Below are 19,674 nucleotides of genomic sequence, written 5' to 3'. Positions count from 1 at the left end.
ATCAGGCTTCGAGGACATCTGGATTCACCGGCGGGATGGCTGATCCGCCGGGCCGATCAGGTCTGAGACGATTCGCGCCGACATCATGACCAGCGGAAGTCCGCCTCCGGGATGAGCCGAGCCGCCGACCAGATAGAGGCCGGGCACCGGTGAGGTGTTCGGCGGCCGAAGGAACGCCGCGCGTGCGCCGTTCGACGACGACCCGTAGATCGAACCGCCCGGAGTCAGCGTGCGCCGCTCGAGCTCGGCGGGCGACACCACGATCCGGTGGCGGACGTGCGAGCGCACATCGAGGCCGCGGTCGGCCATCACCTGCATCACGTGGTCGGCGTGTGCCTCGACGACCCCCGGTGCGTCCCAGTCCATTCCGTTCGGTGGATCATGGCGCGCGGCGTTCACCAGCACAAACCACGCTCCCGTTCCGGGACCGGGAACGATGGCCGGGTCGTCGGGTGCCGAGATGTACACCGTCGGACGTTCCACCGGCCGCGGTGGCCCGTCGAATCCGAAGACGGCGTCGAACTCCGCGTCGTAGTCCTCGGCGAACAGCACAGTGTGGTGCTGCACCTGAGGTGGATTGTCCAGCGCGAGCAGGATTGCGAACCCGGACAACGACGGAGTGGCGCTGCGCAGTCGGGCGGCCACCCGGCGGGTGGTCCGCGACGAGACGAGGCGTTCGTACACCTGCGTGGCATCGGCATTCGCGACCACCAGGTCCGCGTCCCGGAAGGTCCCGTCCGCGAGCTGCGCTCCGTCGATATGTCCATGCGAATCCATGGTGAGGCGGGTGACCTCGGTATCGCATTCGATGGTCCCGCCGAGTGCGAGGAACCGATCGCGGATCGCCGTGGCGATCACGCCCAGGCCGCCGGCGATATACCACGACCCCCACGCCTGTTCCGACCACGGAACCGACACGAGAGCAGCGGGCGCCCGCCGGGGATCCGATCCGGTGTAGGTGGCGTACCGGTCGAGCAGTTGAACAAGACGGGGGTCGCGTACATAGCGGCGACCGAGTCCGCGCAACGAGTGCCACGGGGCGATGGTCGCGAGGTCCGACCATGCCCGGAACCCTCCCATCAAGCGGCGGATCTCCAACGGAGACTCCAGGAATGGCTCGTGCGTGACGTCCCAGACCGATTCTGCCCGCGCGAGCAACGCCGACCACTGCGCGCCGCGACCGGGACCCAGCTTCGCATCCATGGCGGCCGGGATCTCGTCGAGTGAGCCCGGCATGTCGAGCTCGGTGCCATCCGGGAACCGGTAGCGGGCGGCCGTCGAAAGTCGTTGCAGGGACAGCACATCGTGAACCGATGCGCCGGTGGAGGTGAACAACTCTTCGAGCACCTGCGGCATCGTCACGAGTGAGGGGCCGGTGTCGAAACGAAAACCGTCGTGTTCGATGACCCCGAGCTTGCCCCCGATATCCGAGGATTGCTCGAGCACCGTGACGTCGTGTCCGCCGGCCTGCAGCCGCAGGGCCGCAGCCAAACCGCCGACTCCCGCGCCGACCACGATGACCTGGCTCATACGTTCACCTCGATCGATCTACCTTTCCATTGCAAACGCCCGCGCCGACGGGCGACGGCGGAATCGACGGTGAGGGCGGCAAACGCGACTATCGATGCCGGATGGGCCAGTGCGTCCGGCCAGGCTCGTGCACCGGTGGACCGGGCGGCGATCACCCGTGAGGCGACTCCGGCGACGTAACCGACTGCGCCGGTGCGTGATCCGGTCAGTGCGCCCAGGAATGGGACGACGTACATGAGCGTGAGCAACGCCATGACAGCAAGCGACCCCGGCGCCGAGCCGAATGCGTTCCACAACGACTTGCCATAACCTGCGCGTACGGCGTGCCATCCCTCATACATCCGGCAGGCAGCGATCCGACTGCCGTCCGCGGCGACCCCGTGACCGCCGGCCCGTTTGACCGCACGCAGGAGCGCGATGTCTTCGAGTATCTCGTTGCAGACGGCAGCGTGCCCGCCCGCCCGACGGTAGGTCTCCGCGTCGACGACGATCAGTTGGCCGTTCGCAGCCGACAGGGAGGGCCGCGGCGATCGTTCGGCGATACCGAGCGGCAGTGTGCTCAGCCACGACCACTGCAGCAGCGGTTGCACCAGACGCTCACCGATCCCGACGGCGATCTGCCGGGGATAGGGGCTCAGCAGGTCGAGACCGGTTCGCCGCAGCATCGCCACGGACGAGGTGAACGCACACGGTTCGACCTCGACGTCGGCGTCCACGAACACAAGAACGCCACCGGACTGGGCAGGGTCGGAACCGACCAAACCAGAGAAGGCCGATTCGGAGAGCTGGTGGCAGGCCCATGGTTTACCCAGCCAACCCGGCGGGAGCGGAGCCCCATCGATGATCTCGAGACGGGCATCGCGCTGAGCAATCGCTGCGAGTACGGCGCCGGTGCCATCGGTGGATCCGTCGTCGAGCACGAGGACGCGCACCGTCCCGGGCCATCGGTCGGCTGCGGCCAGGACGCCGCGCACGCAACGCTCTGCCACCGCCGCTTCGTCTCTCATCGGGATGAGGACGGTCAGGGGCTCGGCATCCGGAACGTCGGTGGGTACTGGTCTGCGGACGCGGATCGCGTTGTCGACCGTCAACGCGAGCGATGCCACTGCCGATCCGGTGCCGATCGCCACCACTAGCTGCGCAATGTCACCGCGTCGCATCGAACGTCTTCTGGAACAAGCTTCCCCCGGGCTGTGGTCGAGTGTGAGGTCGTTCCGACGACCGTATCGCCTCGATCATCAAGACTGGCGCCACACACACCGCTCGACCAAGCCGGTCAACGCTGTCCGGGTCAGGTCATCGACCGGCAGCGACCCGACGATGTTCATGGCTTTGTCGGTCAGCTCGCTGATCCGTGCCTCGATTTCGCTGTCGGCGCCGGTTGCGACGAGCACGGACCGGATGGCTTCGAGATCGTCTTCATCGACGTCCGGGTTGCCCAGGCAGGTCCGGAGCAGTTCCTTTTGTGACCAGTTGCCCCGCGACTCGGCCACGGCCATCAGAAGCGTGCGTTTGCCCTCGCGGATGTCGTCGATCGCCGGTTTGCCGGTGATCAGGGGATCGCCGAAGACACCCAGCAGGTCGTCCCGCAGCTGGAATGCTTTGCCGGCTGTCAGTCCGATCTGGTCGTAGAGACGCAGGAGCATCTCGTCTGCCCCGCCGAGGGAGCCGCCGAGTCGGAGCGGATGGCTGATCGTGTACTTCGCGCTCTTCAACCGCAGGATGAGGTCGGTGCGGGACCGCGAAATGGTCGGCTCGGTCTGACTGAGCATGTCCAGGTACTGGCCGGCGTAGGCCTCATCACGCATCTGCGACCACATGGCCCGGACGGTCCGACGCGACTGGAAGTCGAGGGAATCGGCGGCCATCACGGCCAGATCATCGGACCACGACAAGCACATGTCACCGACGAGGATCGCGACGGCAGAACCGTGATTGTCGCTGTCACCGAGACGATGCTGCCGGGCGTGTTCGTCGGTGAACTGCCGGTGCATGGTCGGGAGTCCACGACGGGTGTCGCTGTTGTCCATCAGGTCGTCGTGGATCAACGCTGCGAGATGGAACAATTCGATCGCCGCGGCCATCTCCGGCATCCCGGTGACCTGGTCTCCGCCGGTGGCGCCGTACGCACCCCACATACAGAACTGTGCGCGGATCCGTTTTCCGCGGGCCAGCGTATCGGTGATCGCGGTGGTCAGCGGCGCGACTTCTCCACTGAGGCCCCGGAGGAACGTCGAGTGGTCGAACACGTGAGTGCTCAGTGCCTCGTTCGCCAGGGCGTTGATCTCACGGTGCCGGTCGCGGACGAGCTCGTCGATGGTCGGCGTGATGGTCTGGTGCTTCAGCGACTGCATGTCTCGTTCTCCGTGTCCGGGCGTCAGTTCGGCAAAAACTTGGTGCACTGACCGTTCGGAGCAGATGACGGTATCGGATGGGTGCTGATCACGATGGCGGTGATGATCGTGAAGATCGTAGGTCGACGCTTCGAATCATCGAGGACGAATCAGACAGCGGCGCCAAACCATCGGGGCAGGTGGGCGAGGAGTTCTTCCTGGGCGTCTCCGACCCAGACGACATGACCGTCGGGGCGCAACAACACCGCGGGCAGGTCAAACTCTTTGCTTGTGTCGACGACATGCTGGACCCGGTCGTCCCAACCCGATGCCGACAATCGACCGGTTTGGTCGAGCAGCAGCCCGCGGCCGTCGTGCATCAGCCCGTACAGCCGACCGTTTGTCAGCTCCAGGTCGCGCAGACGACGACCGCGGAGTTCGTGGCCCCCACCGAAGTCGTAGCGGATCCCGGTGGCGGTGATGATCTCGGTGACGAAAGTGTTCACGTCGTCGAAGTCCATCAGCGACGAGAACAGTTCCCTCAGCGCGATCGCGCCGGGATCGGTTGCCATCAGCGCCATCTGGGCCCGAGTGTTCCTCAACACGGCGGCGCCCACCGGATGTCGCTCGGATTCGTAGGTGTCCAGCAGGCACCCTGGAGCCCAGCCGTTGATCTCGGCGGACAATTTCCAGCCGAGATTGAAGGCGTCCTGGATTCCGAGGTTGAGTCCCTGACCGCCGACCGGCGGATGGATGTGCGCCGCGTCGCCCGCCAGCAGAACACGACCGACCCGGTAGCGGTCGGCCTGCCGGGTGGCGTCGCCGAATCTGGATAGCCAACGTGGCGAGTGCACACCGAAGTCGGTGCCCGCGGTTTCCCGTAGTTGCTGCCTGAGTTCGTCCAGAGTCGGTGCAGTGGTGCGATTTTCGGCTACTGAAGCGGCAGGGACGACAACCCGGTACAGACCGTCGCCCATCGGTCCGACACCGAACCGCAGCTGGGTCTTGCGGACTTCGGTCATCACCGCACCGAGCGTCTCCGGATCGGCAGTCAGCTCTACCTCACCCAACAGCGTGTCGACACGGGAGTCCTCGCCCGGAAATGCCACGCCGAGGAGTTTGCGAACAGTGCTCCGACCACCGTCGCAGCCGACGAGGTAACGCGCTCGCAGTGTGGTTCCGTCGGCCAGTTCGACGCTCACGCCGTGGTCGTCTTGATCCAAGGCGACCAGCTCACGACCGCGCCGGAGCTCGGCCCCGAGGCCGACGGCCCGCTCGGCCAACAGACGATCGGTCACGGGCTGCGGTATCCCGAGCACGTAGCCGTGTGCGGTATCGAGGTGTTTTGGTGGCGGCTTGGCGATACCGGCGAAAAATCCGCCGACCGGATACTTCTGGCCGGCCTCGAGGAACTGTTCCAACACACCGCGCTGATCCAGAATCTCGATGCTTCGGGCGTGTAGACCGAGCGCGCGGACGATGTCCGTCGGCGCGGTGTCCTTCTCGAGGACGACGGTGTGTACGCCGCTCAATCGGAGTTCGGCCGCGAGCATCAGTCCGGTCGGACCCGCACCGGCAACGATCACATCAATCATGGAATTCCCTTCGGAAGAGCCATCTTTCACGTCTCGCGAAGTTCTCAAGCACGGCGTGTTCTGGCTACGACGGGACATTCTGCAGCACCACCGGGGCCTTGCGGCAAGCCCCGGGTTGCGCTATATGTTGAAAGAGGCAGGGACCGGGCAACCGACCTGCTTTTGTGTTTGTCAGAGCTTCTTCAGGGTGCGCACGATCTTGAGGAAGGGCACGTTCGACTCCATCGATCTCCCCAGACTCGGTTGCGTGAAGCTGATGTTGAGCAGGACGATGTAACGCAATCCGGAGTCACGCAACTGTGCGACTTGGTCGACAACCTCATTCGGTGTGCCGTTCAGACATACTTCCCGCATAACCGATGAAGGGACTTCTGCTGCGTGGGACAGTGCTGTCTGCTTGTCCAGTTTGAACGGTAGGTAATCCTGTATACCGGTGAAATCGGCGCCGAGAGGATGCTGCGCACCGTGGCGCGCGAAGCTGTCACTCGGCACGCACAGCGCGAGGGCTTTCATTGCCGGCGCGTCCAAGGCGGCATCGACGGACTCTCGACTTCGACCGGTGACGACGGTGATCCACAATGCGGGCGTAATGGACATCGGGTCGCGACCGGCATCGGAAGCCGCGGAGCGAACGACATCGAGGCGCTCGGCATAGTCGTGGGGTCGAGTCAGCAGTCCCGGGAACCAGGCGTCGCCGAAGCGCCCGACAGTTCGCAGCATTCGCGGACCGTGTGCGGCAATCCACAGCTGCGGCCATCTCCCGCGATAGGGCGGTAGATCGAACAACGCGTCGCGCAGCGGGAAGAAGGGTGAGTCCCTGTTGACCAGTTCGCCTTTGGAGTCCCAGAGCGCCCGAATGGTTGCGAGGGCCTCCTCGAACCTTGCGACCGGCGTCGACCAATCGACGCCGTATGGCTCATTACCCACGCGTTCGCCTGTCCCGACGCCGAGTATCGCGCGGCCCCGGCTCAACAGATGCAACGTGGCGGCAGCTTGGGCGGTGACAGCGGGATTGCGACGTCCGGAGTCGGTCACGCCAACACCCAAGTCCAGGCGGCCAATCCGGTTGCGTGCTGCCAGGTATCCGAGCATGGTCCATGGTTCGAGGCAAGCGTCCGACCGGGGGACGAGCTTGGTGGCGCCGACGTACTCCGCGTCCCATAGCGATCGAGGAAACAAACCGTTCAGGTGGTCTGGGACCCAGAATGAGTCGGCACGACTTACTGCTGCCCCGAGGTAGCTTGCTCGCGCAGCCAATTCGGCTCGTGATCTCGAGGCTGTGATGTTGTCCATCACGCCAACCCGAAGTCGCGACATCAGATGTCCCTTGCAGTTTTCGGCTGTCCGGGTCGTGTGGCAATCTGCCGGCTGTATTCGTTGGTGTTTCGCCGATCGGGGGCGACGTGCTTCAGCTGATGAGTATGCCCCAGTTCGACGCTCTCACATTGCCCGATCGGGCAGACATTGCCCGCGCCCAGATCAGTGCGTTGACGCCCCCGCCATGGGCGGTATAGTTGCGCAAGTACGCACCTATTGTCCGACGAACCCGGTTGAGGTGGGACACCGTGCTCGAAGTCTTGGGTGTGCGGACCTTCCGCAAACTCTTTGCTGCACAGCTCGTCGCTTTGGTGGGCACCGGCCTGCTGACGGTCGCGCTCGGTCTGCTTGCATATGACATCGCCGGTAGCGATGCGGGCGCGGTGTTGGGAACCGCGTTGGCGATCAAAATGGTTGCGTATGTCATTGTGGCGCCGGTGATGTCGGCGGTGGCCGTGAGCGTTCCCCGCAAAGCGCTGCTGGTTTCCGCAGATGGTGTGCGCGCGTTGATCGCGGTGAGTCTGCCGTTCGTGGATCAGGTCTGGCAGATCTACGGGCTGATCTTCGTGTTGCAGGCGGCGTCGGCGACGTTCACCCCGGCGTTCCAATCGATGATTCCGTTGGTGCTGCCCAAGGAAGACGACTACACGCGGGCGTTGTCGTTGTCGCGGTTGGCCTACGACCTGGAGTCGTTGGCGAGTCCGGTGATCGCGGCGGGGTTGTTGACGGTGATCACCTATAACTCGCTGTTTGTCGGCACTGCACTCGGGTTCGTGCTGTCTGGACTATTGGTTTCCGCCACGGTGCTCCCGGCTGTGCTTTCGGCGGATCCGTCAGGCCCGTTGATGCGCCGGATGGCCGCGGGTTCTCGGATCATGCTGGCACACAGGGCCTTACGTTCGCTGCTTGCGCTCAATATGGTGGTGGCCTGCGCATCGGCGATCGTTCTGGTGAACACGGTCGTCTACGTGCACGACGTGCTTGACGGCTCCGGTGCGGGTGTGGCCGTGGCGTTGGCCTGCTTCGGCGCCGGGTCCATGACAGCGGCGATCTGTGTACCTACTCTGCTGACCATGTTTTCGGTGCGCCGGGTGATGCTCTGGGGGGCAGCGATTCTGCCGTTCGGACTGACGGTGATCGGGGTGATGCTGTTGTCGTCGCCGCCTCCCGCGGTGGGATGGGCGGTGCTCGGCACGGTGTGGGTGATGTTGGGTACCGGGACCTCCCTGGTCAACACTCCCTCGGCGCGATTGGTCCGGGATGGGTCGACGCAGCAGAACTGGGCGCAGGTGTTCGCAGCCCAGTTCTCGTTGTCCCACGCGTGTTTTCTGCTGACTTATCTGATCGCGGGCTGGGTTGGATCGCAGGTGAGCCAGTCGACCGCCGCGATCGTGCTGGCCCTGCTGGCTACACTTGCCACCATTGGGGCGGCGCGGATCTGGCCGGCGCGTCCGGTACATCCGGGGCATCACCCAGTAGGGGACAGGCAGCACGTCAGGACCGGCGCGAAGTGAAAAGAGCGATGACTGCGATGGCAAGGAAGTCACCAACGGTGCAGGACGTGCCGTCGAGCCTGGCGCACCCGGTCGCGCCTGACCAAGCACATCTGGACGCCGCGACAAACACCTTTCGGATGCTCTCGGATCCCACCCGGCTGCATATCCTGTGGCTACTCAGCCACGGCGAGGCCGACGTCTCAGCGCTCATCGAGTCCTCGGCGGCATCGCGGACGGCGGTCAGTCAGCATCTGGCAAAGCTGCGATTGACCGGGTTGGTCGACACCCGGAAAGAAGGCCGGCGGGTCATCTACCGGATCCGCGACGGCCATCTGGCGCGTCTGGTCGCCGAGGGTATGAACCATGCGGATCACGTCGTCACCGGCGAACCCCCGCACGAGTAGGGGGGTTTTGGTCTCGACCGGGAAGTGAGCGCGTGGCACGATTGGTTGCGTGACCAGCGCGCCCACTCATTCGCAGAAGCTGACCGACCTCGCGCTGCTGCGCCGTGTGCGTGACCGCATCGACCGCGAACACGCGCAGCCGCTGAACGTCGAAGCGCTCGCTCGGGGCGTGAACGTGTCGGCCGGTCATCTGAGCCGCGAGTTCAAGCGGGCCTACGGTGAGTCCCCGTATTCCTATCTGATGACGAGGCGCATCGAGCGTGCGATGGCGTTGCTGCGGCGCGGTGACCTGAGCGTCACCGAGGTCTGTTTCGAGGTGGGGTGCTCCTCGCTGGGCACGTTCAGCACGCGGTTCACCGAGTTGGTCGGAATGCCGCCGAGCGTCTACCGGCGGGAGGCGTCGACGGCGGCGCCCACCGGGATGCCGTCATGCGTGGAAAAACAGGTGACCCGACCGATCAGGAATCGAGAAGCGTCGGTGGCTGCGTCGTCCTAACGTGATTCCCATGGACATCACCATTCATTCAAGTTTCCTTCCGCATAACGACGCTGACGCCGCGCTGGCGTTCTACCGCGACACCCTCGGTTTCGAGCTTCGCAACGATGTTGGCTACAACGACATGCGTTGGCTCACGATCGGCCCGGTCGGCCAACCCGGGGTGAACATCGTTCTGTCTCCGCCCGGAGCCGACCCCGGAATCACCGACGAGGAGCGGCGCACCATCGAAGAGATGATGGCCAAAGGCACCTACGCCAGCGTGATGCTGGCGACCAACGACCTTGATGCAACCTTCGACAAGGTGCAAGCCAGTGGCACCGAGATCGTCCAGGAACCGACTGAACAACCGTGGGGCGTTCGTGACTGCGCGTTGCGGGATCCGTCGGGCAACATGGTGCGCATCCAAGAAGTGCGCTGAGCGCCGTCCTCGTCGGTGATCCGTGCACTCATTTGCTCGGGGCATCGAGGTTGTTCTGCCAGGAGGTTTTCAGATGGCTATGCCTGTTCGACCGAGCAGCGGTCAGGCAACATGGCCGTAGTCTGAGAAACGACGCTTGTCCGCAGATATGGAGACTTGACCAAACATGGCCACCAGTAAGCAGTCCCAGTTGCGGCAGGTTCACGTGGCCGACAGCCACGACATGATCCGGGTGCAGGGCGCGCGCGTCAACAATCTGAAAGACATCAGCGTCGAGATCCCGAAGCGCCGGTTGACGGTCTTCACCGGCGTGTCCGGTTCCGGTAAGAGCTCACTCGTGTTCGGCACCATCGCCGCCGAGTCGCAGCGGATGATCAACGAGACCTACAGCGCGTTCGTGCAGGGGTTCATGCCCACCCTGGCGCGGCCCGAGGTCGAAGTTCTCGACGGCCTGACCACCGCGATCATCGTCGATCAGCAACGGATGGGGGCCGATCCGCGGTCCACGGTCGGCACGGCCACCGACGCCAACGCGATGTTGCGCATCCTCTTCAGCCGGATCGGCCGGCCGCATATCGGCTCACCCCAGGCGTTTTCGTTCAACGTCGCCTCGATCTCCGGTGCCGGCGCGGTCACCATCGAAAAGGGTGGACGAGAGACCAAGGAGCGGCGGAGTTTTTCGATCACCGGCGGTATGTGCCCACGATGCGAGGGTCGCGGATCCGTGTCCGACATCGACCTGACCGCGTTGTACGACGAAACCAAGTCGCTCAACGAAAGTGCCATCACCATCCCGGGTTACAGCATGGACGGCTGGTACGGCCGCATCTATCGAGGCTGTGGATATTTCGATCCCGACAAGCCGATCAACAAGTTCACCAAGAAGCAGTTGAACGACCTGCTCTACCGCGAGCCGACCAAGATCAAGGTCGACGGGATAAACCTGACCTACGCCGGTCTGGTTCCGCAGATCCAGAAGTCGTTCCTGTCCAAGGACGTTGACGCGATGCAGCCGCACATCCGGGCGTTTGTGGAGCGCGCGGTCACGTTCACCACCTGCCCCGACTGCGACGGCACCCGTCTCAACGACGGCGCGCGCTCGTCGAAGATCAACGAGGTCAACATTGCTGATGCCTGCGCGATGCAGATCAGCGACCTTGCCGACTGGGTGCGCGGACTCAAAGAACCGTCCGTCGCACCGCTGCTCGCCAACCTGCAGCGGACCCTCGACTCGTTCGTCGAGATCGGCCTGGGCTATCTCTCGCTGGACCGGCCGTCCGGCACGCTGTCGGGTGGTGAAGCCCAGCGCACCAAGATGATCCGTCATCTCGGATCGTCGCTGACCGACACCACCTATGTCTTCGACGAACCGTCCATCGGACTACATCCCCACGACATCGCGCGGATGAACACCCTGCTGCTGCGACTGCGGGACAAGGGGAACACGGTCCTGGTCGTCGAGCACAAGCCGGAGACCATCGCGATCGGTGACCACGTGATCGATCTTGGTCCGCGCGCAGGTAGCGAGGGCGGCCAGGTGATGTACGAGGGCACCGTGGAGGGTCTGCGGGCCAGTGACACGATCACCGGCCATCACCTCGACGACCGGGCCTCGCTCAAGACGGAGGTGCGCTCCGGTTCCGGCGTCTTGCCGGTGCGGGGCGCGTCCACGCACAACCTGCGTGATGTGGACGTCGACATCCCACTCGGCGTGTTGGTTGTGGTCACCGGCGTGGCCGGGTCGGGCAAGAGTTCACTGATCCACGGTTCGGAGGTGGCCGGCAGCGATGGCGTGGTCACCGTCGACCAGTCGGAGATCCGCGGCTCACGGCGCAGCAACCCGGCCACCTACACCGGACTGCTGGAGCCCATCCGCAAGGCATTCGCCAAGGCCAACAATGTGAAGCCGGCATTGTTCAGCGCCAACTCCGAGGGCGCCTGTCCCACGTGCAAGGGCGCCGGCGTCATCTACTCGGACCTCGCGATGATGGCCGGTGTGGCCACACCCTGTGAAGAGTGCGAGGGCAAGCGTTTTCAGGCCGCGGTACTCGACTACCTCCTCGGGGGCCGCGACATCAGCCAGGTGCTGGAGATGTCCGTTGCCGAGGCAGAGACGTTCTTCGCCGAGGGAGACGCGAAACTACCGGCCGCGCACAAGATCCTGGAACGGCTGGCCGACGTCGGACTCGGGTACATCAAACTCGGACAACCGCTGCCGACCCTGTCGGGCGGTGAACGGCAGCGACTCAAGCTGGCGACCCAGATGGCAGGCAAGGGCGGGGTCTACGTGCTCGACGAGCCGACCACCGGCCTGCATCTTGCCGACGTCGAGAACCTGCTCGGTCTGCTCGACCGGCTCGTCGACTCCGGCAAGTCCGTCATCGTCATCGAGCACCACCAAGCGGTGATGGCGCACGCCGACTGGATCATCGACCTCGGTCCCGGGGCTGGTCATGACGGCGGACAAATCGTCTTCGAAGGGTCACCGGCCGACCTCGTCGCCGATCGGTCGACGCTGACCGGTGAACACCTCGCGGCCTACGTGGGGAGTTGAACGACCTGCCCCGGGGACGTGCGGAAGCGGCTGATCGGGCCCTCATGGCACTAGGCTTGTAGGGGAGTGGCAACGTCGTCCTACTCGGGCCGGCGTTGTTCGAGCACCGGTCTGATCCCAGGGAGTTACGTAAAGTGAGCGACGACGTGCCACGTGATCGTGTGCCGACCAAGTGGGAAGAGATCACCGCGGCTGATCCCACACATTCGACTCGGTACGCCGAGCGGTTCCGGGCGATGGCCGCGAAAGGTCAGGACATCGTCGGCGAGGCGCGGTTGATTGATGCGATGCTCGTCCGCGGCGGGCGGATCCTCGATGCAGGATGTGGACCGGGCCGTCTCGGTGGGCACCTGTATGCGACCGGACATCAGGTGGTGGGGGTCGATGTCGACCCGGTGCTGATCGCCGAGGCCGAAGCGGACTATCCGGGTCCGACCTGGATTGTCGGCGATCTTGCCGAACTCGATCTGCCGAGCCAGGGGATACCGGCGGACTTCGACGTCATCCTGTGTGCGGGCAACGTGGTCACCTTTGTTGCGCCGTCGACCCGGCGTGATGTGCTCCGTGCGTTCGTGCGGCATCTGGCCCCAAATGGCCGGGTGGTCATCGGGTTCGGTGCCGGGCGCGACTACGAGTTCTCCGACTTCTTTGCCGACGCCGAGGCGAGCGGTCTGGTGGTCGACCTGTTGATGTCGACCTGGGACCTGCGGCCGTTCACCGACAACTCCGACTTCTTGGTGGCGGTGTTCTCGAAGCCGCAGCAGTGACGGGTGCCGCCTCCACGTGGGGCGCTTCCTGCCATGGACGTCGAACCTGTTCTGTGGCAGGCCCGTTGCCCTTATTCGGGCCTTTGTTGTCGCCGTAATCGTCGGCCTCGCCCCATGGTGGCGACGTGGCCAACCGGCCGCTGTCGGCCGTTGTCGGCCTGTTTCGGTAGGGTTCACCGGGTGATATCGACCCCAGCTGTGAAGTCCGTGAATGCTCGTATCGCCGAAGAACTCGATGTTCGGGAAGAACAGGTGGCGGCAGCGGTAAAGCTGCTGGATGAGGGCTCGACGGTGCCGTTCATCGCCCGCTACCGCAAAGAGGCCACCGGCAGTCTCGACGACGCTCAGCTCCGTACTCTCGACGAACGCCTGCGGTACCTGCGGGAGCTCGATGAGCGTCGGGCAGCGGTGCTGGCCTCGATCGAGGAGCAGGGCAAGCTCACCGACGAACTCAAGGCCGCGCTGAACGCCGCCGAGACCAAGTCGCGCGTCGAGGACATCTACCTGCCGTACAAGCCCAAGCGGCGCACCAAGGCGCAGATCGCTCGCGAGAACGGCTTGGCTCCGCTGGCCGAACAGTTGCTGGCCGATCCGTCGTTGGTTCCTGAAGACGTTGCGGCCGGATTCGTGTCCGAGAATGTCGCCGATGCCGCAGCCGCTCTCGAGGGTGCCCGCCACATCCTGATCGAACAGGTCTCGGAAGATGCCGAGCTGGTCGGCGCGGTTCGGGAGAAGTTCTGGAAAGAGGGAACGCTGCGCACTGCTGCCAAGTCGGAAGCGGTGGCGAATACCCCTGCGGCACAGAAGTTCCGCGACTACTTCGAGTACGGTGAACCCCTCGACAAGATGCCGTCACATCGGGTGCTCGCCGTCATGCGTGGTGAGAAAGAAGAAATGCTGTCGCTGACCCTCGACGGTGGCGAGGACGAGGGCTATCAGGCGATGGCAGCGGCCTCGCTGGGGGTCGATGTCGCAAACTCCGGCCCGGCCACCCCGTGGCTGATCGCAACGGCCCGTCTGGCCTGGCGCACCAAGCTGATGATCACCGCGATGGTGGACGCCCGCGTCCGGCTGCGTTGTGCTGCCGAAGAAGACGCGGTGGCGGTGTTCGCCCGCAACCTCGGTGACCTGCTCCTGGCCGCCCCGGCCGGCGCGCGCACGACCCTGGGCCTGGACCCCGGGTTCCGGACCGGTGTGAAGGTCGCGGTGGTCGACGGCACCGGCAAGGTCCTCGACACCTGCGCCATCTTCCCGCATCAGCCGCAGAACCAGTGGGACAAGTCCAAGGCGACCCTGGCGGCGTTGGTGGCCCGTCACGGCGTCGAGCTGATCGCGGTCGGCAACGGCACCGCCTCCCGCGAAACCGACGCCCTGGCCGGCGAGTTGATCGCCGAGATCGGCAAGGCCACCGGTAAAGCCCCGGCCAAGGCGATGGTCAGCGAGGCAGGCGCCTCGGTCTACTCGGCCTCGGAATACGCCTCGCATGAATTCCCGGACATGGATGTCTCGTTGCGTGGTGCGGTCTCGATCGCCCGCCGTCTGCAGGATCCGCTGGCCGAGCTCGTGAAGATCGAGCCGAAGTCGATCGGTGTCGGGCAGTACCAACACGACATCACCCCGGGCATCCTCGCCCGAAGCCTCAACGCTGTGGTGGAAGACGCCGTCAACGCCGTCGGCGTCGACCTCAACACCGCGTCGGTGCCGCTGCTCGCGCGGGTGTCCGGTGTGACGAACACACTCGCGGAATCCATTGTCGCGCATCGTGATGCGACCGGACCATTCCCGAGCCGCAAAGCGCTGCTGAAGGTTCCGCGACTGGGGCCCAAGGCGTTCGAGCAGTGCGCCGGCTTCCTGCGCATCCGGGAGGGCGACGATCCGCTCGACGCATCAGGCGTGCACCCCGAGGCATACCCCGTGGTCCGCAAGATCCTCGACCGGTCCGGTGTCACCCTCGCGGAACTGATCGGCAATGAGCGTGCACTGCGCGCGCTGCGCCCGGCAGAGTTCGCCGACGACCGGTTCGGTGTCCCGACGGTGACCGACATCCTCGCCGAACTCGAAAAGCCCGGCCGTGACCCACGTCCGGCCTTCACCACCGCCACATTCGCCGCGGGCGTCGAGAAGGTCGCCGACCTCAAGCCCGGCATGGTGCTCGAAGGTGTTGTCACCAACGTGGCCGCCTTCGGTGCCTTCGTCGACGTGGGTGTCCACCAGGACGGACTGGTGCATGTCTCCGCGATGTCCGACAAGTTCATCTCCGACCCCCACGAAGTGGTCAAGTCCGGACAGGTCGTCCGGGTCAAGGTGATGGAGGTCGACGTCGAGCGCCAGCGGATCGGGTTGTCGCTACGCCTGAACGACGAGCCCGGTGCCGGCAAGGCCAAGCCCGAGCGCGGTGGCAATCAAGGTGCGGCTAATCAGGGCGGTGGCAAGCAGGGCGGTGGCAAGCAGGGTGGCGGCACTCAGGGTGGACCGCGCCGCGGACCTCGCCCCGATCAGCGAGGTAATCCCAAGCGCGACAACAATTCCGGTCGGAAGTCGTCCACTCCGATTCCGGCAAACGGTTCGCTTGCCCAGGCCCTCCGCGACGCGGGGTTCGGTAACAAGTAACCGCCTTACGGCAGGGCTACTCGCGGAGCGAACCGCCGGGCTCCAGCTCGGTCGCACGCAGTCCGGTCTCGGTGGCGAGTTGCACGAACTCGCCGCCGGGACCGAAAAACCGTTCGGGGCGCACCCGGCCCATGCCGACCGGCCACAGCGTTCCGAAGTGAATGGGCACCACGTGACGGGCCGAGACGATCTCCGCGGCTCGTACCGCGCGGGACGGATCCATGTGCCCGGCACCCAACGTCGGCCCCCAACCGCCGACCGGGAGCAGCGCCAGGTCGATGTCGGACACCCAATCGGCCAGAGCCGGATAGAGATCGGTGTCGCCGGCAAAATAGGTGCGCCGGTCGCCGGTGATCACATAGCCCAATGCCGGAGTGGTTTGCGGCCCGCGGCGCCACCTGCGGCCGTCATGCTCGGCGGGTACCGCCCGGATCGACAATTCGCCGATCGACACCGCGTCGCCGGGGCGCACCTCGATCAGCCGGTCGCCGACGTCACGCAGGGCGGGTAGCGCGTCGGGCGCTCCGGCGGGCACTATCAGCGGCACATCCTCGGACAGGAGCCGCAGCGACGGCAGATGGGTGTGATCGGCGTGCAGGTGGGACAGCACGACAACGTCAGGACTGTGAACCTCGGACCCGGACGGGGCCGGCCCCCGACGGCGTCGTAGATGACCGACCCGCGAGGTGAGGACCGGATCGGTCATCACGGTGGTGCCACGGTCTTTGATCACCGCGCTCGCATGCCCCAACCAGCGCAGCGCCACGCCGACACGGTCCTCGTCGTCTGTGCCCGGTGTCGGCCCCACACGCATTACGATCCCAGAGATCACGCGAAAGGGGTGCCCTATGCGCACCACAGCCCGGCTGGTCGGCCTTCTCGTCGAGTTCGTCGTGCTGTGGTTGTCGTCGGCGGTGGCGATCCTGGTGCTCGACGCGGTCTTTGACGGCATCTCCTTGGATTCGGTGAACATCGGGATCCCGGCGTTGTCCAAATTGCCGTCGGCTTTGGTGGTTGCCTTGGTGTTCGGTGTGCTCAGCGCCGTGCTGTGGCCGCTGTTCGTTCGGTTGATGTCGTGGGTCGGGCCCGCGGTGCTCTTCCTGCTGGTCTTCTTTGCCAGCGGTGCGATCATGCTGTTGACGCTGAACATCGTCCCGGTGGCCTCGGTCGAAAGAGCCTGGGACGCAGTCTTGATGGCGACGTTGCTGTCGTTGTTCACGTCCGTGGTCGGCGGCGCCATCGCGTCCCGCTCGAATACCGCGTATCGACTGATGCAGGTACGCAGGCAGCGACTGCGTCGCAATCACGCGACCGTTTCCGGTGAACCCGGGCTGCTCTGTATTCAGATCGACGGCCTCGGGCACGAGGTGCTGCGCCGAGCCATCGCGGACGGCGTCACCCCGGGTCTGGCGGCACTGGTCAGACAGACACACACGCTGATCCCGTGGCATACCGACTGGAGCAGTCAGACGGGGGCAAGCCAACTCGGGATCTTGCACGGTTCGAACCGCAACGTGCCCGCCTTTCGTTGGTATGACAAGACGAACGGCAAGATCAACGTCTTCAGCAATCCGCGCGACAACGAGGACCGCGAGTTCGAACGCGCCGACCGCCCCGGGCTTTTGGCGGTGGACGGCGCGAGTCGCGGCAACCTGTTCACCGGAGGTGCGGAAGACAATGTTCTCGTCGTGAGCCGGATGCACGGGGCGCGCCTCGGCGGTGGTGCAGGTTATTCGTCGTATTTCGTCGATCCCTCGAGTGCCCTGCGCACCCTGATCAGGATGGTCGCCGAGGTGCAACGCGAGTTGCGGCAGGCGTGGCATCAGCGTCGCGCCGACATTCGACCACGTGTGCCGCGCGGTGGGACCTATCCGTTCGTACGCGCGTTCGCCACGGTGCTGGCCACGGATGTCACTGTGGCAGCGGTCGTCCGGGACCTGATCCACGGTCGAAGCATCATCTACGCGGACCTGATCGGGTACGACGAGGTGTCACACCACTCAGGGATCTCTCGACCCGAAACGCTGAAGGTGCTGACCAAGATCGACGAGGAGATCCAGATGCTCGTCGCCGTGCTCGAACAGGCGGACCGCCCCTATCACGTCACCATCCTGTCCGACCACGGGCAAAGTCAGGGTGCAACGTTCTTGCAGCGCTACGGGATGAGTCTGGAACACCTCGTCCTGCGACTCTGTGGTGAATCACCAGAGGTCGGCAGCTCTGCGGACCAGCATGCCGGTGCCGAGGGCGCCGAGTACGCGGCCGCCAGCGTGCGGTCACCGAAAAGCTTGCAGACGCCGGCACCCCAAGAGGGGAAACCGGTGGTACTCGGCTCGGGCAATCTCGGGTTGATCAGCTTCCCGGCGATACCCGGGCGCGCCGACATGGACGCCATCGAGTCCGCGCACCCCGGACTACTCGACGCGTTGCGCGCTCATCCGGGCATCGGGTTTCTGTTGGTTGCCCGGATAGCGGGCGGATCTGTGGTTCTCGGGGCCGACGGCACGGTGGATGTCACCACGGGCACCGTCGACGGTGTCGATCCCCTGGTGGATTTCGGACCGGATGCTCTGGAAAAGATCCGCCGGACCGACACATTCGACAATGTCGCCGACATCATGGTCGGCGGCGCGTATTGGCCCGAAACCGATGAGGTGGCCGCATTCGAGGAACAGGTCGGCTCACACGGGGGGATGGGCGGTCCGCAGAGCGCGCCATTCCTGCTGTGCCCCAACGTGTTACCCGTGCCCTCCGGACATTTGCACGGTGCCGAAGCCGTCCATGCCGTGCTCGCCGGCTGGCGTGATGCGAGCATTGCCGCAATGAAGTGAATTGCCTGACCACGAGTGGGTCCGCAGCGCACGATCTCCGTGTTCGTGGACGACGTGCGATCGGCCGACGCTAGTCTTGCTCCCAGAGGAAGAAATCGGTGGCCGAGCGGGTCCGTGGCAGCAGGGGAGGGCGGTGGCGTGACGCTTTCGGTGGATCAGCACGTGCATGCGGTGAAGGAATGTCCGATGACCATCGGCGCCGCCCTTCCCGCGCTGGCCGAACCTGCGTATGTCCGCAGCGCCATCGACAGCGTCGGAGCCCAATTGCGTGATCAGACCGCGTATGTCGTCGGGGGTTCGGGTGTCGGCGCCGCGGTGGGTGGGATGACCGGCCTCGGGGTGCGGCGGGGGCTGTTACTCGGTGCGACCACCGGCGCCTTGTTCGGGGTGCGGGTAGGTGGTGTCCGGTTGCATTCGGTGGTGGGGGCTGTCGAAGAGGCGTCGCCGACGGTCGTCGCGAGCGAAACGCTGCGGATCATGGAGTTCAACGTGCACGGCGGCATGGGCGGTCCGGGGGAGTTCTTCGCCACCCCGGCAAAACTCGACCTCCTCGCCGAGACGATCAACCGGGAGCGGCCCGACATCCTATTGCTCCAAGAGCTCGACAATTGGGCAGTGCGCTCGAACTTCGTCGACACACTCGGTGCGCTCGTCAAGCGCCTGCGGCCCACCGGGGCCGTGATGACGGCGGCGATCGAGAAGGTCAATGGACGACGGGAAGGCACCGGCGTCATGACGTTCCACGGCGCGACCATCACCGACGCGCGTGGCCTGCGGATCGGCGATGCACTCGGAGACAACAGTGGGCGGCGCTTCCGGGCCACCGCCGATGCGTGGGCCGCCATGGTGAGCACCAGGCTGGGACACACCTGGCAACCCTTCGGGGGTATGAAGGAATACCAGCCGCGGGTTGCCGGCGATGTCCTGGTGCGCACCGCGGGCGGCAACAACATTCGGGTGCTGTCAGGACATTTCAGTCCGCCCCAACACGGGATCGACGAGCCGAAACGTCAAGTCGATCCGGTGGTCGCCACGATCCGGAGATGGCCGGGGCCGACGATATTCGGTGCCGACTTCAACATTCGGGACGGATCGCCCGAGTTCGCCAGTGAACACGAGATGTTCGCCGCAGCCGGTCTGACCGAATCCACCGCCGGAGCACCACCCAACAGTGACCGGGTGTACGCGTCGGCCCACTTCACCGCTTCGAATCCTCGAAAGCTCGTGCCCCCAGAGGGTTCGGTCCGCGCGAGCGATCACTATCCGCTGGTAGTGGATCTGACGCTGCACGCCGACTGACCCAGATCTGCCCCGGATGCA

General features: G+C 65.1%; 15 protein-coding genes. 9 read left to right on the top strand and 6 right to left on the bottom strand.

Annotated features, from left to right (window positions below):
* Positions 1–24 precede the first annotated feature (24 nt).
* The 5 genes from AC51GR_RS17085 to AC51GR_RS17065 form a co-directional block, all read right to left on the bottom strand.
* Positions 25–1,530: a phytoene desaturase family protein gene (locus AC51GR_RS17085; protein WP_496325821.1), complete on the bottom strand. Its 1,506-nt coding sequence runs from the start codon at positions 1,528–1,530 to the stop codon at positions 25–27.
* Positions 1,527–2,690: a glycosyltransferase family 2 protein gene (locus tag AC51GR_RS17080; protein WP_496325820.1), complete on the bottom strand. Its 1,164-nt coding sequence runs from the start codon at positions 2,688–2,690 to the stop codon at positions 1,527–1,529. Before AC51GR_RS17080 ends, AC51GR_RS17085 begins: the two co-directional genes overlap by 4 nt.
* Before the next feature lie 78 nt (positions 2,691–2,768).
* A complete protein-coding gene (locus AC51GR_RS17075) occupies positions 2,769–3,884 on the bottom strand; it encodes a polyprenyl synthetase family protein (protein WP_496325819.1) in 1,116 nt (371 codons plus the stop codon).
* A 149-nt stretch (positions 3,885–4,033) separates the two neighbouring features.
* Complete coding sequence (gene rox / locus AC51GR_RS17070) at positions 4,034–5,458, bottom strand: rifampin monooxygenase (protein WP_496325818.1); 1,425 nt, start codon at positions 5,456–5,458, stop codon at positions 4,034–4,036.
* A gap of 171 nt (positions 5,459–5,629) precedes the next feature.
* Complete coding sequence (locus tag AC51GR_RS17065; RefSeq protein WP_496325817.1) at positions 5,630–6,775, bottom strand: LLM class flavin-dependent oxidoreductase; 1,146 nt, start codon at positions 6,773–6,775, stop codon at positions 5,630–5,632.
* Positions 6,776–7,023: 248 nt separating this feature from the next.
* Here AC51GR_RS17065 and AC51GR_RS17060 point away from each other — a divergent pair, with 248 nt between their 5' ends.
* The 7 genes from AC51GR_RS17060 to AC51GR_RS17030 all read left to right on the top strand — a co-directional run bounded on the left by AC51GR_RS17060 (position 7,024) and on the right by AC51GR_RS17030 (position 15,523).
* Positions 7,024–8,289, top strand: a complete 1,266-nt coding sequence (locus tag AC51GR_RS17060) for an MFS transporter (protein ID WP_496325816.1) — start codon at positions 7,024–7,026, stop codon at positions 8,287–8,289.
* 8 nt (positions 8,290–8,297) lie between these two features.
* Positions 8,298–8,675: an ArsR/SmtB family transcription factor gene (locus AC51GR_RS17055; RefSeq protein WP_496325815.1), complete on the top strand. Its 378-nt coding sequence runs from the start codon at positions 8,298–8,300 to the stop codon at positions 8,673–8,675.
* A 49-nt stretch (positions 8,676–8,724) separates the two neighbouring features.
* Positions 8,725–9,171, top strand: a complete 447-nt coding sequence (locus tag AC51GR_RS17050; RefSeq protein WP_496325814.1) for a helix-turn-helix transcriptional regulator — start codon at positions 8,725–8,727, stop codon at positions 9,169–9,171.
* A 10-nt stretch (positions 9,172–9,181) separates the two neighbouring features.
* Positions 9,182–9,592: a VOC family protein gene (locus tag AC51GR_RS17045; RefSeq protein WP_496325813.1), complete on the top strand. Its 411-nt coding sequence runs from the start codon at positions 9,182–9,184 to the stop codon at positions 9,590–9,592.
* Positions 9,593–9,758: 166 nt separating this feature from the next.
* On the top strand, positions 9,759–12,146 hold the full coding sequence (locus tag AC51GR_RS17040; protein ID WP_496325812.1) for an ATP-binding cassette domain-containing protein: 2,388 nt from the start codon (positions 9,759–9,761) through the stop codon (positions 12,144–12,146).
* Positions 12,147–12,280: 134 nt separating this feature from the next.
* Positions 12,281–12,913, top strand: coding sequence for a class I SAM-dependent methyltransferase (locus AC51GR_RS17035; protein ID WP_496325811.1), 633 nt, complete (start codon positions 12,281–12,283; stop codon positions 12,911–12,913).
* A gap of 114 nt (positions 12,914–13,027) precedes the next feature.
* Positions 13,028–15,523 (top strand): Tex family protein, encoded by a 2,496-nt coding sequence (locus AC51GR_RS17030; RefSeq protein ID WP_496325810.1) that lies wholly within the window; start codon positions 13,028–13,030, stop codon positions 15,521–15,523.
* A 16-nt stretch (positions 15,524–15,539) separates the two neighbouring features.
* Here the strand turns inward: AC51GR_RS17030 and AC51GR_RS17025 are convergent, their stop codons facing one another.
* Complete coding sequence (locus tag AC51GR_RS17025; RefSeq protein WP_496325809.1) at positions 15,540–16,337, bottom strand: MBL fold metallo-hydrolase; 798 nt, start codon at positions 16,335–16,337, stop codon at positions 15,540–15,542.
* Positions 16,338–16,371: 34 nt separating this feature from the next.
* Here AC51GR_RS17025 and AC51GR_RS17020 point away from each other — a divergent pair, with 34 nt between their 5' ends.
* Positions 16,372–18,354 carry an alkaline phosphatase family protein gene (locus AC51GR_RS17020; protein ID WP_496325808.1) on the top strand — a complete coding sequence of 661 codons (1,983 nt, stop codon included), beginning with the start codon at positions 16,372–16,374 and terminating at the stop codon, positions 18,352–18,354.
* Positions 18,355–18,540: 186 nt separating this feature from the next.
* Complete coding sequence (locus tag AC51GR_RS17015) at positions 18,541–19,653, top strand: endonuclease/exonuclease/phosphatase family protein (protein WP_496325807.1); 1,113 nt, start codon at positions 18,541–18,543, stop codon at positions 19,651–19,653.
* The last annotated feature ends 21 nt before the right edge of the window (positions 19,654–19,674 follow it).

It is taken from the genome of Williamsia sp. z71 (assembly GCF_059553375.1).
This window is presented reverse-complemented; position numbering and strand designations above follow the sequence as displayed.

Excerpts from the sequence above, each read along its gene's own strand:
- rox (WP_496325818.1), bottom strand. The coding sequence starts at position 5,458 with ATGATTGATGTGATCGTTGCCGGTGCGGGTCCGACCGGACTGATGCTC.
- AC51GR_RS17040 (WP_496325812.1), top strand. The coding sequence starts at position 9,759 with ATGGCCACCAGTAAGCAGTCCCAGTTGCGGCAGGTTCACGTGGCCGAC.
- AC51GR_RS17065 (WP_496325817.1), bottom strand. The coding sequence starts at position 6,775 with ATGTCGCGACTTCGGGTTGGCGTGATGGACAACATCACAGCCTCGAGA.
- AC51GR_RS17080 (WP_496325820.1), bottom strand. The coding sequence starts at position 2,690 with ATGCGACGCGGTGACATTGCGCAGCTAGTGGTGGCGATCGGCACCGGA.
- AC51GR_RS17020 (WP_496325808.1), top strand. The coding sequence starts at position 16,372 with ATGCGCACCACAGCCCGGCTGGTCGGCCTTCTCGTCGAGTTCGTCGTG.
- AC51GR_RS17085 (WP_496325821.1), bottom strand. The coding sequence starts at position 1,530 with ATGAGCCAGGTCATCGTGGTCGGCGCGGGAGTCGGCGGTTTGGCTGCG.
- AC51GR_RS17055 (WP_496325815.1), top strand. The coding sequence starts at position 8,298 with ATGACTGCGATGGCAAGGAAGTCACCAACGGTGCAGGACGTGCCGTCG.
- AC51GR_RS17075 (WP_496325819.1), bottom strand. The coding sequence starts at position 3,884 with ATGCAGTCGCTGAAGCACCAGACCATCACGCCGACCATCGACGAGCTC.
- AC51GR_RS17030 (WP_496325810.1), top strand. The coding sequence starts at position 13,028 with ATGGTGGCGACGTGGCCAACCGGCCGCTGTCGGCCGTTGTCGGCCTGT.
- AC51GR_RS17045 (WP_496325813.1), top strand. The coding sequence starts at position 9,182 with ATGGACATCACCATTCATTCAAGTTTCCTTCCGCATAACGACGCTGAC.
- AC51GR_RS17025 (WP_496325809.1), bottom strand. The coding sequence starts at position 16,337 with ATGCGTGTGGGGCCGACACCGGGCACAGACGACGAGGACCGTGTCGGC.
- AC51GR_RS17015 (WP_496325807.1), top strand. The coding sequence starts at position 18,541 with ATGACCATCGGCGCCGCCCTTCCCGCGCTGGCCGAACCTGCGTATGTC.